This is a genomic window from Neobacillus sp. BF23-41, from assembly GCF_041106275.1.
The window spans coordinates 28,872-45,665 of sequence record NZ_JBGBPR010000020.1; the positions used below are offsets into that span (position 1 = coordinate 28,872).

General features: G+C 38.2%; 13 protein-coding genes. 5 read left to right on the top strand and 8 right to left on the bottom strand.

Features of this window, described 5'->3' with window-relative positions; all coding sequences use genetic code 11:
- Nucleotides 1-51 precede the first annotated feature (51 nt).
- From parE to AB7942_RS22960, 5 genes are all read left to right on the top strand, one after another.
- Nucleotides 52-2,031: a DNA topoisomerase IV subunit B gene (gene parE / locus AB7942_RS22940; protein ID WP_369448646.1), complete on the top strand. Its 1,980-nt coding sequence runs from the start codon at nt 52-54 to the stop codon at nt 2,029-2,031.
- The gene (gene parC, locus AB7942_RS22945) at nt 2,028-4,466 is read left to right on the top strand and encodes a DNA topoisomerase IV subunit A (protein ID WP_369448647.1); all 2,439 of its coding nucleotides are present in this window, start codon (nt 2,028-2,030) and stop codon (nt 4,464-4,466) included. The genes parE and parC overlap by 4 nt, the downstream gene beginning before the upstream one ends.
- Nucleotides 4,467-4,562: 96 nt before the next feature.
- The gene (locus AB7942_RS22950) at nt 4,563-5,321 is read left to right on the top strand and encodes a hypothetical protein (protein WP_369448648.1); all 759 of its coding nucleotides are present in this window, start codon (nt 4,563-4,565) and stop codon (nt 5,319-5,321) included.
- 191 nt (nt 5,322-5,512) lie between these two features.
- Entirely contained in the window at nt 5,513-7,240 is a 1,728-nt protein-coding gene (locus tag AB7942_RS22955) for an ABC transporter ATP-binding protein (RefSeq protein WP_369448699.1), read from the top strand.
- Nucleotides 7,237-9,135 carry an ABC transporter ATP-binding protein gene (locus tag AB7942_RS22960; protein ID WP_369448649.1) on the top strand — a complete coding sequence of 633 codons (1,899 nt, stop codon included), beginning with the start codon at nt 7,237-7,239 and terminating at the stop codon, nt 9,133-9,135. Before AB7942_RS22955 ends, AB7942_RS22960 begins: the two co-directional genes overlap by 4 nt.
- Nucleotides 9,136-9,334: 199 nt before the next feature.
- Here AB7942_RS22960 and xerS read toward each other — a convergent pair whose 3' ends face one another.
- The 8 genes from xerS to AB7942_RS23000 form a co-directional block, all read right to left on the bottom strand.
- Nucleotides 9,335-10,423, bottom strand: a complete 1,089-nt coding sequence (gene xerS / locus AB7942_RS22965; protein WP_369448650.1) for a tyrosine recombinase XerS — start codon at nt 10,421-10,423, stop codon at nt 9,335-9,337.
- A 482-nt stretch (nt 10,424-10,905) separates the two neighbouring features.
- A complete protein-coding gene (locus tag AB7942_RS22970) occupies nt 10,906-11,301 on the bottom strand; it encodes a cupin domain-containing protein (RefSeq protein ID WP_369448651.1) in 396 nt (131 codons plus the stop codon).
- Nucleotides 11,302-11,502: 201 nt separating this feature from the next.
- Complete coding sequence (locus AB7942_RS22975) at nt 11,503-12,627, bottom strand: NADH-dependent flavin oxidoreductase (RefSeq protein WP_369448652.1); 1,125 nt, start codon at nt 12,625-12,627, stop codon at nt 11,503-11,505.
- Between the two features lie 216 nt (nt 12,628-12,843).
- A complete protein-coding gene (locus AB7942_RS22980; protein ID WP_369448653.1) occupies nt 12,844-13,218 on the bottom strand; it encodes a MerR family transcriptional regulator in 375 nt (124 codons plus the stop codon).
- Between the two features lie 596 nt (nt 13,219-13,814).
- A complete protein-coding gene (locus AB7942_RS22985; RefSeq protein ID WP_369448654.1) occupies nt 13,815-14,792 on the bottom strand; it encodes a ring-cleaving dioxygenase in 978 nt (325 codons plus the stop codon).
- 18 nt (nt 14,793-14,810) lie between these two features.
- Nucleotides 14,811-15,779 (bottom strand): ring-cleaving dioxygenase, encoded by a 969-nt coding sequence (locus tag AB7942_RS22990; RefSeq protein ID WP_369448655.1) that lies wholly within the window; start codon nt 15,777-15,779, stop codon nt 14,811-14,813.
- 95 nt (nt 15,780-15,874) lie between these two features.
- The gene (locus tag AB7942_RS22995; RefSeq protein ID WP_369448656.1) at nt 15,875-16,273 is read right to left on the bottom strand and encodes a DoxX family protein; all 399 of its coding nucleotides are present in this window, start codon (nt 16,271-16,273) and stop codon (nt 15,875-15,877) included.
- Nucleotides 16,274-16,333: 60 nt separating this feature from the next.
- Entirely contained in the window at nt 16,334-16,756 is a 423-nt protein-coding gene (locus tag AB7942_RS23000; RefSeq protein ID WP_335712516.1) for a MarR family winged helix-turn-helix transcriptional regulator, read from the bottom strand.
- Nucleotides 16,757-16,794 lie beyond the last annotated feature (38 nt).

Sequence of the window (16,794 nt, forward strand, 5' to 3'; positions counted from 1 at the left end):
GAAGCAATTAGAAGGATACTTCTTTTTGTAGGGAATGAAAGGGGTATTTTAGTGGCAAGGAATCAGCAAGCTTTTGATTATAATGATGATGCCATACAGGTACTAGAAGGTCTAGAGGCGGTTCGAAAGCGTCCAGGAATGTACATTGGCAGCACCGATTCACGCGGTCTTCATCACCTCGTTTATGAGATTGTCGACAATTCTGTCGATGAAGCACTTGGAGGATTTGGTGATCAAATCATTGTAAAAATACACAAAGATAATTCAATTAGTGTTAATGACCGCGGGCGCGGCATGCCTACAGGTATGCACAAAATGGGGAAACCGACACCAGAGGTTATATTAACAGTGCTACATGCCGGCGGAAAGTTCGGCCAAGGCGGATATAAAACAAGCGGCGGTTTGCATGGTGTTGGTGCATCGGTAGTTAATGCATTATCTGAATGGTTAACTGTCACGATTAAAAGGGACGGTTTCGTATATGAGCAGCGCTTTGAAAATGGCGGAAAGCCAGCAACCACTCTCGAAAAAATCGGCAAAACCAATCAAACGGGAACAACGATTCATTTTAAGCCAGATCCGACCATTTTTTCGACGACTACTTACAATTTCGAAACATTATGTGAGAGGTTACGAGAGTCAGCCTTCTTGCTAAAAGGATTGAAAATCGATATTATCGATGATCGTAATGATTTCCATGAAGTCTTTCATTATGAGAATGGGATTGAAGCCTTCGTTGCTTATTTAAACGAAGAAAAGGATGTCCTTCATCCGGTTATCAGCTTAGAAGGATCTCAGCATGGAATAGAAGTGGATTTTGCGTTTCAATTTAATGATGGCTATTCCGAAAATGTCCTCTCCTTTGTCAATAATGTCCGCACAAGAGATGGCGGTACCCATGAAGCAGGGGCAAAAACAGCAATGACAAGGGTATTTAACGATTATGCCCGCAAGGTTTCATTCTTAAAAGATAAAGACAAAAACCTTGATGGTGCAGATATCCGTGAAGGTTTATCGGCAATAATCTCCGTTCGAATCCCGGAAGAACTACTTCAGTTCGAAGGACAAACAAAGGGGAAATTAGGAACTAGTGAGGCTAGGTCAGCAGTCGATGCTGTTGTTTCTGAACATCTCTCCTACTTTCTTGAAGAGAACCCTGATATTAGCTCCCTTCTTATCAAAAAATCGATTAAAGCCTATCAAGCTCGAGAAGCTGCTAGAAAAGCGCGTGAAGATGCAAGGAGCGGTAAAAAACGGAAACGTTCGGATGCCGTTTTGTCTGGTAAACTAACACCTGCCCAATCACGTAATCCGCAAAGAAATGAACTATATCTGGTGGAGGGCGATTCCGCGGGAGGTTCCGCAAAACAAGGGCGTGACCGCCGCTTTCAAGCCGTACTTCCACTTAGAGGTAAAGTAATCAATACGGAAAAAGCAAAACTCTCTGACATTTTTAAAAATGAAGAAATCAATACGATCATCCATGCAATTGGCGGTGGGGTCGGTACCGATTTTAATGTAGAAGATATCAACTATGATAAAATTGTCATTATGACGGATGCTGATACCGATGGAGCACATATTCAGGTCTTATTACTTACCTTCTTTTATCGATATATGAAGCCGCTGCTAGAAGCAGGCAAAGTGTTTATTGCCCTCCCGCCGCTTTATAAAGTGAGTAAAGGGACAGGCAAAAAGGAAATTATCGAATATGCTTGGAGTGATGATGATCTCCAGGGTGCCCTGAAAAAAGTTGGCAGAGGCTATATTATTCAGCGTTATAAAGGACTTGGCGAAATGAATGCCGACCAGCTATGGGATACAACAATGGATCCAGAAACACGGACATTGATTCGTGTAAAAATCGATGATGTTGCACGAGCAGAACGCCGCGTTACAACCCTTATGGGCGACAAGGTTGAACCGCGCCGTAAGTGGATTGAAAGTAATGTAGCATTTGGTTTAGAAGAAGATGACACCATTTTAGAAAATGAAAATATTACGGTCTCCGAGGAGGGTTCTGAAGGATGAGTACAAATGAAAAATTCCGTGACTTGCCTCTAGAAGATGTAATTGGTGATCGTTTTGGCAGATATAGTAAGTACATCATTCAAGAACGTGCCCTTCCGGATGCCCGTGACGGCCTAAAGCCTGTTCAGCGAAGAATTCTTTATGCGATGCATGTGGAAGGAAATACGTACGATAAAGGCTTTCGAAAATCAGCAAAAACCGTTGGTAATGTCATCGGTAACTACCACCCACACGGTGATACCTCTGTTTATGAGGCAATGGTGCGGATGAGTCAGGACTGGAAGGTTCGAAACGTTCTCGTTCAAATGCACGGAAACAACGGTAGCGTTGATGGTGATCCGCCGGCAGCAATGCGTTATACTGAAGCAAGGCTTTCAGCGATTGCTGCTGAATTAATGCGCGACATCGAAAAAAATACCGTTGAATTTATTCCAAACTTTGATGATACATCGAAAGAACCAACGGTCTTGCCAGCGATGTTCCCGAACCTTCTTGTCAATGGTTCGACAGGAATTTCAGCAGGTTACGCAACGGATATTCCCCCGCATCACCTTGGAGAAATCATTGACGGGGTAATCAAGAGAATGGATCAACCGGATGTATCTGTAGACGAACTGATGAACATCATTAAAGGGCCAGATTTCCCTACAGGCGGTATCATTCAAGGGATTGATGGGATTAGAAAAGCCTATGAAACTGGTAAAGGGAAAATTATCGTCCGGAGCAAAGCAGAAATAGAAGAGGTACGCGGCGGTAAGCAGCAAATTGTCATTACCGAAATACCCTATGAAGTCAATAAAGCCAATCTTGTTAAAAAAATGGATGAATTTCGTCTCGATCGAAAAGTAGAAGGAATTTCAGAAATCCGCGATGAAACAGACCGAACAGGCTTAAGAATAGTCATTGATTTAAAGAAAGATGCCGATGCAGAAGGTGTCTTGAACTATTTATATAAAAATAGTGATCTTCAAGTAACCTACAATTTTAATATGGTTGCCATCTATAAAAAGCGTCCAAAATTAATGGGACTAAGAGACATGCTGGATGCCTATATCGAGCATCAAAAGGAAGTTGTTACAAGAAGGTCGCAATATGACCTTAATAAAGCGAAAGAGCGTCAGCATATCGTTGAAGGATTAATGAAAGCTTTATCCATCCTTGATGAAGTAATTGCCACCATCCGTGCATCCAAGGATAAACGCGATGCAAAAGATAATTTGATGGCAAAGTATGGTTTCACAGAAATGCAAGCTGAAGCGATCGTTTCCTTACAGCTTTATCGCTTAACAAACACCGATATCACTGCACTGAGGCAGGAAGCGGAAGAATTAGCGAAGAAAATTGACGAGCTTACTAGTATTTTAGCAAGTGAGAAAACGCTTTTCTCTGTTATAAAAAAAGAATTAAAAGATGTGAAGAAACGTTTTGCAGATGCGCGTCGTTCTAAGATTGAAGCTGAAATCGAAGAATTGAAAATCAATCTTGAAGTTACCGTTCCTAGCGAAGACGTGATTGTAACGATCACAAAACAAGGGTATGTAAAACGGACGAGCCCACGTTCATATGCAGCTTCCAATGGTCAGGATTTAGCGATGAAAGATTCAGACCGTTTGTTATCTCAGCTTGAAATGAATACAAAGGATGTCCTTCTCCTCTTCACGAATAAAGGAAATTATTTATTCTGCCCTGTTCATGAGCTTCCGGATATCCGTTGGAAAGACCTTGGACAGCATGTCGCGAATATTATTCCAATTGAACGTGATGAAGAGATTATCCAAGCGATTCCGGTGAAAGACTTTGAGGCAAATCTATTCCTTGTCTTTGTCACGAAAAATGGCATGGTTAAGAAAACAGAGCTTAAACAATATAAAGCACAGCGATATTCCAAACCGCTTGTTGGCATCAATCTTAAGGATGATGATCAAGTTACTGATGTTCATTTAACAGATGGAACGAAAGAATTATTCTTAATCACCCACTTAGGTTATTCCTTATGGTTTCATGAAGAAGAAATCAGTATTGTCGGTGCACGTGCTGCAGGAGTTAAAGGGATGAATTTAAAGGATGACGATTTTGTCATTGGCGGAAAAATCATTCATCCAGATAGTAACGAAACGATCGTTATTGCGACGCAGCGTGGAGCTGTGAAGAGAATGAAAATGAAAGAGTTTGAAAAAGCAACTCGAGCCAAGCGCGGGGTTGTCATTTTAAGAGAGCTTAAATCAAACCCACACCGAATCACCGGATTTGTTATTGCTAATGAGCTGGATGTTATTTATCTCCAAACGGAAAAAGGACATATCGAAACACTTCATACAGTAGATATTCACTTCAGTGACCGTTATTCGAATGGCTCGTTTATACTTGATGAGGATGATAACGGCAAGATAACCACTGTTTGGAAAGTAGCAGCACCTGAAAAACCAAATGAATAATTTTTTGGGGACTCTCTAAAAATAAGAGAGTCCCTTTTTCATCTTTTTTCCAAAACTGGACATACTAACTAATAACAGAGTTGGGAGGGTTCATGGATGAAAAAAGAGATGCTTCTGGTGATTGCTTCGTTTTTTCTCATGTCACTTACTGCGATTACTGGGGTTTATGCAATTGAAGAAACTACAAAAACGGTCACCATTACAAAAGAGCAAGCAGATATTACAGGAGACGAAAAGGAGGAACAAATCCTTTTAAAGGGTGTTCCTTATCAGAAAGAAGATACATTTTTAGAGAAAATCTATATTGAAATTGCCGCCTCCAATGGAAAGACCTTTTCCTTCCCTTTGGAAAGTGGTGCAAAAGCGTCACTCCTGCTAGTGGACTTAAACCATGATGGGGTGAAGGACTTGTTTGCAAGTGTGTTAACCGGAGAAAATAAGCGAATTGTTCATAACTACTCTTATTCTATGAAGGATTTTGTCCATACGAATTTAGCCCTGCCTGAGCCGCTTGAAATGAATAGCCATTTTTTAAATGGGTTTAAAGCTGAAATCAAACTTGCTAAAACAGGAAAATCCTATCGGTTTGATTTAAATGACCGTCAAAAGTATTATAAAAAGCTCGGTCTTTATTATAAAGGAAAATTAAATGAGCCTACAGAACTAACCGTTAACCCTTTTAGCAGTCTCCAACCGATACAATTAGAGGGCAATAAAGTTGGATTACTTGGGGAGCAGAAGGTAACCGGAATCGCAAATGCGGACCTTATTTCATTGGTTAAATCTACTTGGTCGTTTGAAAAAGGGCATTGGAAGCTCATCGGCACGGTGGTTAATAAAGAAATAAATAATTGATCGCTAAACACAGGATTCCCTGTGTTTTTTTTTGCAAAAATTTGACGGAATTTCCAGTCGGGAATATACATATGTTTGCTTAACAAGCCAAATGATCTTCTTAATAAACTAAATAAATATATTTGTTCATATTTAGTTCATAAAAATAGGATAAAGTTACTTATCAATTATTAAAATGGAGTTGAGAGATGTTGATCAAATTAGCCAGATTTCTAAAACCATTTCAATTACCCATCTATTTGGTGTTAGGCCTAGTGCTTTTACAGTCATTGTCAGAACTTTATTTGCCAACGTTAATGGCTGACATTGTTGACAAGGGTGTCGTGACTGGTGATACCAACTACATATGGAAAATTGGTGGTTTCATGCTGCTCGTCGCGGCAGGAGGGATGATTTGTTCCATTGCTGCGAGTTTCTACTCAGCTAAAGCAGCATCAGGGTTTGGAAAACTATTGCGGAGCAAAATTTTCTCCCACGTAGGAAACTTTTCACTGCACGAGTTTGATAAACTTGGAACTGCTTCATTGATTACAAGAACTACCAACGATATTACGCAAATCCAGCAAGTCTTAGTAATGATGTTACGAATGATGGCGATGGCACCTATGATGTGTATTGGCGGTATCATTATGGCCTATTCGAAGGATGCCAAGCTAACGTTAGTTCTTGCTGTCGCTTTACCTATTCTCGTACTGGCGATCGTCATAATCGCAAGAAAAGGAATTCCACTATTTAAAGCAATGCAGGTAAAATTGGATAATCTCAATCGCGTTTTACGAGAAAACTTAACTGGTATTCGTGTTATTCGCTCATTTAATCGAGTCGAGCATGAGAAGAAGCGTTTTGATGAAGCCAATTGGGATTTAACGCAAACAGCTATAAAAGTAAATAAAATCATGGCTGCCATGATGCCGATTATGATGATTGTTCTAAACCTCTCCACGGTAGCCATTGTCTGGTTTGGCGGACTCCGGATTAGCAATGGGCATATGCAGGTCGGTGATATGATGGCATTTATCCAATATGCCATGCAAATTATGTTCTCCTTCATCATGCTATCAATGATGTTTGTGATGATACCAAGGGCATCGGTATCTGCTGTCCGAGTCAACGAAGTGCTGGAGACGGTAGCCGATATTAAGGATCCATCTTCGACGTTATCAGGAGAAGGCACAAAAGGGCACGTAGAATTTCAGGATGTTACCTTCAGTTATCCTGGAGCAGAAATGCCTGCAATTTCAAATATTTCTTTCTCGATGAAGCCTGGTGAAATAACAGCTATTATAGGGGGAACAGGCTCTGGAAAATCGACACTGATTAACTTAATTCCTCGTTTTTATGATGTCGATAGTGGTAAGGTTCTTGTCGATGGAATTGATGTAAGAGATATGACCCAAGAACAGCTTAGAGAAAAGATTGGGTTTGTCCCACAGCAATCAGTGCTATTTACAGGCACAATCACAGAGAATATTCGTTATGGGAAAGAAAATGCAACGGCAGAAGAGGTCGATCATGCTGCCGAAATTGCCCAGGCGAAAGAATTCATTTCAAACATGCCAGAAGGTTTTGATGCGGTAATCTCCCAAGGGGGAACAAATGTTTCCGGCGGACAGAAACAGCGGTTATCCATCGCTCGAGCCCTCGTTCGGAAGCCTGAGATTTATATATTTGATGACAGCTTCTCCGCATTGGACTTTAAAACAGATGCCAAGCTGCGCGCTGCACTAAAAGGGGAAACTGGCAATTCAACGGTATTAATCGTAGCACAAAGAGTGAGTACAATTATTGACGCAGACCAGATTATTGTCCTAGATAATGGAGAGCTAACCGGAATCGGCACGCATAAAGATTTGATGGAGTCGAGTGCGGTTTATCGAGAGATTGTGATGTCGCAGCTGTCAGAGGAGGAAATCGCATGAGCAAGCATCAAACACCAGAACAAGAGTCTGGGCCGCGCAAACCTGGTCCTGGCCCCGGCGGTGGATTTGGCCCGATGGGTATGGGCATGCCTGTCCAAAAGGCAAAGAATTTTAAGGGAACGCTAAACAGATTAATCAGCTATTTGAAGCCTTATAAATTACAGCTTCTTTCCGTATTAATTACTGCTATTATCAGTACGATTTTTGCAATTGTCAGCCCTAAAATCATGGGGAAGGCAACCACAAAATTATTTGAAGGCTTGATGATGAAGCTCAGCGGAGTTCCCGGGGCTAAAATAGATTTTGAGTATATCGGTCAAATTATTATTTTACTAATAGGTCTTTATATATTGAGTGCGATTTTTGCTTATATACAACAATATATCATGGCTGGTGTCGCACAAAAGACAGTTTATAATCTCCGTAAAGAAGTGGAAGAAAAGCTTAACAGGCTGCCGTTAAAATACTTTGATTCACGTACCCATGGGGAAATTCTCAGCCGTGCGGTCAATGATGTCGATAATATCAGCACAACCTTACAGCAAAGCTTAACCCAGTTGATTACCTCAGTAGTTACAATTATTGGAGTAATCATCATGATGCTATCAATCAGTCCTTTGATGACATTGATCGTGATTGTGACACTGCCACTAAGCGGTGTAGCGATTGCAAAAATCGCCAAAAAATCACAACTGTATTTTAAAGGCCAGCAAAAATCACTTGGCCAGCTAAATGGTCATGTAGAAGAAATGTATACAGGCCATAAGGTAGTCAAAGTATTTGGCCATGAGCAGAAATCGATTGACAAATTTGAAGGAATTAATGAAACACTCTACCAATCAGCCTGGAAGGCACAGTTTGTTTCTGGAATGATTATGCCGCTTATGTCATTTATCAATAATATTGGCTATGTCCTTGTATCAGTCGTTGGTGGAATCTTAGTCACTAAAAAAGCGATTGAAATTGGTGATATTCAGGCCTTTATCCAATATGCGCGACAATTTTCTCAACCAATTGCACAAACAGCATCGATTGCCAACGTGATTCAATCAACTATCGCAAGTGCCGAACGTGTGTTTGAAATATTGGATGAAACTGAAGAGGTCCCAGAAGCGGTTGCTGCAAAAGTGATTTCTACTCCGAGGGGTGAAGTAACATTTGAACATGTTACTTTTGGCTACGAGGAAAATGAAATCTTAATCGAAGACATGCAAATTGATGTGAAATCTGGCCAGACGGTTGCAATTGTCGGACCAACAGGGGCAGGGAAGACAACACTTATTAATTTGTTAATGCGTTTCTACGAGATTAATTCCGGTCGAATTTTGATTGATGGCATTGACACGAGAGATTTAAAAAGGGAGCACTTAAGGAGTTTATTCGGTATGGTGCTTCAGGATACCTGGCTGTTTAACAGTACGATTTTTGATAATATTGCATACGGAAGGGAAGGGGCAACAAAAGAGGAAGTGGTGGCAGCGGCTCGAGCAGCCAATGCGGACCATTTTATCCGAACTCTTCCAGACGGTTATGATACGATATTGAACGAGGAAGCATCCAATATTTCTCAGGGCCAAAAGCAACTGTTAACCATTGCCAGAGCGATACTCGCGAATCCAGCGATTCTAATACTCGATGAAGCAACAAGTAGTGTAGATACGCGCACAGAGGTACAAATTCAAAAGGCGATGAACCATTTAATGAAAGGACGCACAAGCTTTGTTATTGCACACAGATTGTCGACGATTCGTGATGCAGATTTAATCCTTGTGATGAATAATGGCAGTGTGATTGAAAAAGGAAATCACGTCGAATTACTTGAAAAAGGCGGATTTTATGCAGATTTGTATAATAGTCAGTTTACTGGCAGTAATTCGATGAAAAATGTAGGATAAGAAAATGCGTTTGGAGAGCATATGAGCTTTCTAAACGCATTTTTAATTTTGCAAAGTGAAAATTATTAAAAAATTTATTCCGTCTCATTTTCTTAAGTATACTTTGGAATTGAGATTATTTCATTTTTTTGTTACATAATAATATTATGTAAACTGATAAAATAAAAAAATTAACTGCCTTTTTTACAGACAGTCATTATTAATCCAGTTGTTCTTTTGGCATATCCATTTTATCAACAGCAATTTTAAGATCATCATTCTTAATATGTGTGTAAATCATTGTGGTTTGGATCGATGAATGACCTAATTGACGTCTTAATTTTGGTACATCATTGATTTCAGCATGGTATCTGGTCGCAAACGAATGCCGCAGCTTATGTACGGATAATGCTGGTTTACCAAATGCGGTGGCATATTTTTCAATTAATTTTTCAACGGATCTTCCCGTTAATCTTCGTGATTTTCCTTTTGGTCCTATAGGTGCAGAAATAAACAACGCCGTATTGGCCTTATCAACCTGGTACTTAGCAGTTCGAATCGACAGATATTCTTTCAGGTCAGCCATTGCCACTTGGCTAAAAAAAACAAATTGTTCTTTATTACCTTTTCGAATGACTCGTACACAATACTTACTAAAATCGATATCGTCTAATTCAATTCCAACTAACTCCGAAAGACGAAGACCGGATCCTAAGATTAATGACACAATCGCTGTATCACGCTCCTTATTTAATTGATAAAAGTTAGAGATTTTTTTGTTATCTTTGTTCATTTCGCCATAATCTTTAGCAACAAAGAGGCGAAACTTCTCATATTCATCGCCAAGAAGGATTTTACCTTCCATTTTATTTGCTTTTGTTTCCATGCTGTCTTTTACTTCATTAAATTCAATTTTGGCCATGACATTACGATTAATGTATGGTTTTAAATCTGGTGTTTCAGCAATGTTTTGCATGTAATTAAATAGTGATTTTAATGCAGATAATTTCCGATTTACGGTGAGTTCTTTATTATTTAATTGATAATGGAGATAGTTTAAAAAGCTTTCAACTTCTAAAACTGTCATTTGCTCCAGACGTTCCAAAGGAATATCTTTGACGTTGCCAGGCACTAATTGCTCGCTGATCATCCAGTTGAAGAAGATTTTATAATCATGACAGTAATTATATAAGGAAGCCGTCGAAAGTTTTCTGAGTTTGTGGTTTATGTATTCATCAACATACCACGGTAATTCGTTAAGAATGGTTTGCAATTTTTTATAATTTGTTAGTTTATCCTGATTTACCATAAAATCACCTCACTTCTATATTTTACATAATTGAGTTTATTACGTCAAATTTATATTTTACGTAATAATATAAAATAGTTCAATTGCCTTTTAATGGTCCATCCTTATTTGTTGTCCAGCGACACAAATGTGCCTACAATAACGGCACAAACTCACCTACTTATGACACAAATATGCCTACATTTTGTTTGTTTCGACGATAAAAATAAGACCTGGATTTAAATCTAGGTCTTATTTTTATGCCTTTCGGATTTCTTTTATTTGGCGGATTTTATGAAGTGTTTTCAGGAGGTTTCATTTGAATTTCATTAAAAATAATTTTACTCATTGTATGTCCTCCGCTCACATCATTGAGTTTGATTATAAACGGGTTTTTGTGAAATGGACACAGAAAAACCCGAATAAGGGACTTTTTATAAAGTGTCCATTATTCGGGTTATAGTTCAATGGAAAATCAGTTTTTTCTATTTATTAATTTCAGATTATAATTTATTGTACCATTCATCATCAACAGGTTCTAACCAGTCCGTTTGCCCAGGTGTCATTGCTAAGTGTACAAACCAACTGTCTTTTGTGGCACCATGCCAATGTTTCACATTCGGCGGAATATTCACCACATCTCCCATTTTAAGTAGTTGAGCTGGTTTTCCCTCTTCCTGATACCAACCATCACCACCAGTAACTAATAAAACTTGCCCAACTTTATGAGAGTGCCAGTTATTGCGAGCTCCTGGAGCAAAGGTTACATTCCCGATTGATGTATTGAGTGGCGTTGGATCAGTATACACCATTTGTAAGTATGCATCACCGATAAAGTTTGCTTCAACTTTTTGTCCCAGCGGAAAGATTGTGCTATTGCTCAATTGTTCATTTACCATTTTTTAAATCCTACTTTCTTTTAACTTTGTCTAGTTGGGAGATGATTTTAGGCTTTTTAATTTCATTCCTTATTGTAGTAAAGCCGCCGTTTGATTAATTACAAAGCTTCACAAGCTTAGAATTCAATCTCCATTTTAATTGTATTAATGTCTTAGATACCAAATAAGCAGCCCCCAAAAAAGTAACTATTCTTTTCGATTTTAATCTTCGATCTTAAACCATGGACCTGAAGCTTGAATTATCCCCCAAAGTTTTTCTGGAAGCTCAAGATCGCTCACTTGTGAAGTATTAATTGCTGTCTTAATTTCAGTTTCTTTTCCATTTTGAACCTTTTCTACCCAGTCAGGATTCATGATTAACGTATGACCAACTGCTGCTAGGGATAGACCCTTATCTAATGCAGATGCAATATCATCTGCAGTTACCATAGAACCTGCAGCCATTACAGGAACTCTGCCGTTTATTTGTTCAAGAATTAATTCAAGCCGTGTTTTTATATCTTTAATGCCTCGTGGTGTTGAAGATACATCATCAAGCGATACATGGATGTAATCCAAATCCTGTTCAACCAGACGGTCAATTAATTCATAGGCATCTTCAATCCCATAACCGCCTTGTTCTTCAGGTGATATTCTGTATCCGAAAATAAACGGCTTTGTTGCATGGTTCTTAATCACTTTCTTGATTTCCTGAATGACTGCCAATGGGAAACGCAAGCGATTTTCTAGAGAGCCACCCCATTCATCCTCACGTCTATTGAAGAAAGGAGAGAAGAAGTTTTGAAGTAAAAATCCGTGTGCACCATGAACTTCAACACCATCAAAACCAGCTTCAATAGCCCGTCTGGTTGTTTCTCCAAACGCATGAATCACTTCCAGTATTTCATCATTTGATAGTTCTCTAGGTAATACAGAAGGAGCAAATGCAGTAGCTTCAGTCTCTACAGCACTGGAACTAACCACATCACCATTTGGAGTTAAAGATGGCAGTGCTTTGTTGCCTGCATGGAAAATTTGAAGTAACGCAGGAGCTCCTCCACTTTTCGCCGCATCCGCCAATTTCCGTAGACTTGGAATAAATTTATCGTCATAAGCTGCGAATTCGTGTGTAAAACCTATACCGTTGGGTTGCACATGAGTACAGCCAGTAATAACAAGTCCTACTCCATGGACTCTTCTTTTATAATAGTTCACTTCTTGATCTGAAACAGTGTAATCATCATTGCTGGACCAAGTAGTCATTGGTGCCATAACAACTCTATTTTTAATGGTGATTCCATTTTTAAATGTCAATGATTCAAATAAGTTACTATATTTTGTGTTCATTTTCTAACCTCTTTCTGTATGTTCGTTTATATGTTCTAATTAGTTTTACACTATTTTATTAAGGTGTATCATAGGGTGCATGAATAGATTAATCCTTAGAGTTCACTCTAAAGCAAGTGCTTTTTTAAATTAATATTTTTTCCGAAAAAACATGATTTCGAAAGCTGTCTGTACGGTTTAATCAAAAAGGAGGCAAATGTGAAAACCGTTTGGCTGCTAATTTGTAGAGAAACAGTCTCCTAATTCATTTTCATAAAAATTAATTTTATTATCCAGATGCTCTAAACTTTGACGAAGCTTCTCAAATTCTTCCACTACTTTTTTTCGATGATTTTTAAGTAAAGCTAACCGTTCTTCCATTGTTTCATCTCCGAGATGACCCCACATGGCAAATTTCTTCATGTCTTTTAGTGACATCCCCGTATTTTTTAGGTGGAGCAAAGATTCAATCCACAATTTATTTTCATCCGAGTAGATCCTGACATTGTTATCGTCTCTGTTTACTTTTATTAATCCTTCCTTTTCATAAAACCTCAATGTATGTTCGCTTAACCCAACGATTTTAGAAAATTTTCCAATAGAATATGTCAATTTAACCGCCTCCATTAAATCTGATATGTCTATATCTTCCTTCATTTTTAATTTGTGACACAAAGTAAGAGTAATACTTAGAGTGTACTCTAAGTCAAGGGATTATATTTTGTCTCTCATTGACGCACTAACATTTTTTAGATTAATATGTTTGTCAGGCAATAAAAAAAGAAAACTCGCCAACACTACGAATTTTCCTTTTTTAAAGTTATCCCATTCCTTATTCTAGACTGACCCGTTAATACAATAAGTTCAGCTGGATAACTGTGTATAAATATAACCAACTATACAGTTTTGTATCAGAAACGATAAAAAAGGCTAGGAAATGAGATACCTAGCCTTTCTCTAATACTTTTCACTTACACTAAGAGCAATTACACTAATTCATTTCCTCAGAAGTAGACACATTTTTACGGTTTTTAATTAATATGGCATTAAACAAAACAGCTAATTTGTCATTTTCAAAAGCTCCTTTCATTCATTTCTACGGCTTCTATGGGCCAACGGAATAAGCAGCTTCTCAAATAGATGGAAATTACTTGATTTAGCTGTTTACCCTGTGTAATAAATTCACACCAATAAATTAATTTTCTTTTTTATTCTTTTATGAATTCCTTTGTACTTCTCACTGTATCAATTGGACGAACTAATTTTTCTATTTCTGTACGTTTAGGCTCTAAGAATGGGGGTAAAGATAATTTTTCCCCAAGTGTTTCATAAGGTTCGTCTCCCATAAAACCAGGACCATCTGTAGCAAACTCAAATAAAATTTGCGGTGCCACTCTTGCGTATAATGATTCAAAAAAGTGACGATTTACATAACCGGATGTATGGAAACCAAAACTATTCATTCGTTCAATCCATTCTTCTAAAACAGAGCGATCTTCTACACGGAATGCCGCATGGTGAACCGTCCCAAAACCTTGTTGGGATTCAGGAAGAACGGCATTATATTCTACAATGACCGAGGCACCATTTCCGCCTTCCCCCACTTCAAATAAATGGAATGATCCTTCTTTATCTGTCTCTTTAAATAATAGAACTTTTTCCATCATTTCTTTAAAGTAATCAAAGTTCGCAGTACGGATAAAAACAGGTCCTAAACCAGTAATTGCATATTCCAGTGGAATTGGACCTTTTTGCCATGGTGTGCCAGATTCCACCCCTTTATTGAATTCATCTGAAATCAATAGATATTGCTGATCGTCAAAATCAATGAAAGAGAGAGTTCTCTTGCCAAATTGCTCTTTGATTCCAGTATGTTTCACTTCTAAACGATCAAAACGTTTTACCCAATAGTCTAATGATTCATCACTCGGTACACGGAAAGATGTCTTTGAAATCTCGTTTGTCCCATGTACGCCTTTAGGAATGCCGGGGAAATCAAAGAAAGTCATGTCTGTGCCTGCGCTGCCTTTATCATCTGCAAAGAATAGATGATAGGTTTGAATATCATCTTGATTTACCGTTTTTTTAACTAAACGCATACCTAAAACATACGTGAAAAATTCATAGTTCTTTTCTGCACTGCTTGTAATAGCAGTTACATGGTGTATTCCTTTTAGATGGTTCATTATATATTCCTCCAAGATTTAATTTAAGATCAATGGTCGTAATTTTTCTTCGATCTCTTTTCGATTTGGTTCCAAAAATGGTGGAAGGGCTAATTTTTCCCCCATTGTTTCCATTGGTTCATCTGTCGCAAATCCTGGTACATCTGTTGATAATTCAAATAATATACCATTGGGTTCCCTGAAATATAATGCCTTGAAGTAATACCGTTCCACTTTCCCTGAATTCGGTAACCGGTATTCTTTCAAACGCACTGCCCATTGATTATATTCTTCCTCATTTGGAACACGAAAGGCAACATGGTGAACACCTCCACGACCTAAGCGGACTCTTGGTAAATCGGGTCTTGTTTCAATATGAACTTCCGCACCGCTGCCGCCTTCTCCAGTAACATAAATCAATATATCTGGATAGCCCCCTTCAAGTGAAGGATAAGAACCAGCAAATCGAAAACCTATAACTTCTGTTAAAACACCGATAGTTGGTTCTGCGATTGCGACTGTGAGGGTGACAGGTCCTAAACCAATAATGGCATTTTCCAGAGGAATGTCATCCTTTTGCCAAGGAACCCCAGCTCTCACACCTTTTTCACCGTTATCGGCTACGAGGACTAAACGAGTCCCCTCGAAATCTCTGAAAGCCAATGTATCACGATTTGCTCTTTTTTGAATATCATCATGTTCAACCCCAAATTGTTTAAAACGTTCTTTCCAAAATAACAATGAATCCGAATTTCTAACTCTTAGTGATACAGTTGAAATATCTGAAGTTCCCCTATATGTTTGCCCAAGATGAGGAATGTCAAAGAACGTGACTTCAGTTCCTGGGGTTCCTTCCGCGTCAGCATAGAAAAGATGATAGGATTCTGTATTATCTTGGTTAACAGTTTTCTTTACCAATCTCATTCCTAAAATTTTTGTATAAAATTCATAATTTTTTTCCGCTTTTCCTGTTAATATTGATACATGATGTAGTCCTAAGAGTTCCATCTCAAATCACTCCTGTCACAATATTAATTTAATTCTTTTGTTCGAAATTAAAGACCGCCTGTAATAGGAAAAAGTCTCATAAAATACCGATATATTTAGAATAAAAATGAATCTAAAGCATATTGACCGGGACCGATCAAAGCTATACCAATAGCTACTGAAAGCAAAGTTAAGTTGTATTCATATCCATTAGCTGTTGCCCATAATCCATTTGGAGCATGCACTTTTACGATAGCCATTAACATAGTTCCTGCAATCATAATTCCTGCAAGTGGTGTTAATAGTCCTAAAGCAAACAATAATCCGCCAATAAGTTCTGCTAAACCTGCGAAAAGAGCCATGGTCACTCCTGGTTTCATGCCAATGGATTCAAACCATCCACCGGTTCCTTTCAATCCATAGCCACCAAACCAACCAAACAATTTTTGAGCACCGTGACCCACAAATAGTAAACCAATTACCAAACGAATTATTAATAAACCAATGTTTATCATCTTAAAATCCTCCTAATTTTTATCTCGAATTCGAGATATTATTTTAAAAAAAATGCACATTTAAACTTTATTCCTTACTTTTTTCAAAAGATTCACCAATGTCTCTGCCTCATCAGAATTTAATGAATCAAACATATCATCAACTAGCTCATGATATTTCGGCATGATTTCATTCATTAATTCATTTCCATCATCAGTTAATCTAACATGTATCATACGGCGGTCTTCTGGACAGGCATTTCGGCTTAATAAACCTCTTTGTTCTAGCTTATCTAAACAATAGGTCATCGAACCACTTGAGACCAATATGCAATTTCCAATTTGTTGAATCGTTTGTTTCCCTTTTTGATAAAGTACCTCTAAAACAGAAAATTCCGTTATACCAAGCTTGTTTTTTGCCATTTCCTCCTTTATTCGATCATGAATTGCTTTAGATGTTTGCATTAATATCAGAAAGGGCAAATTATTGCATTTCCTCTCCATTAATTTCACCCCCCTTAAAAAATCTTGAATTAAACTAT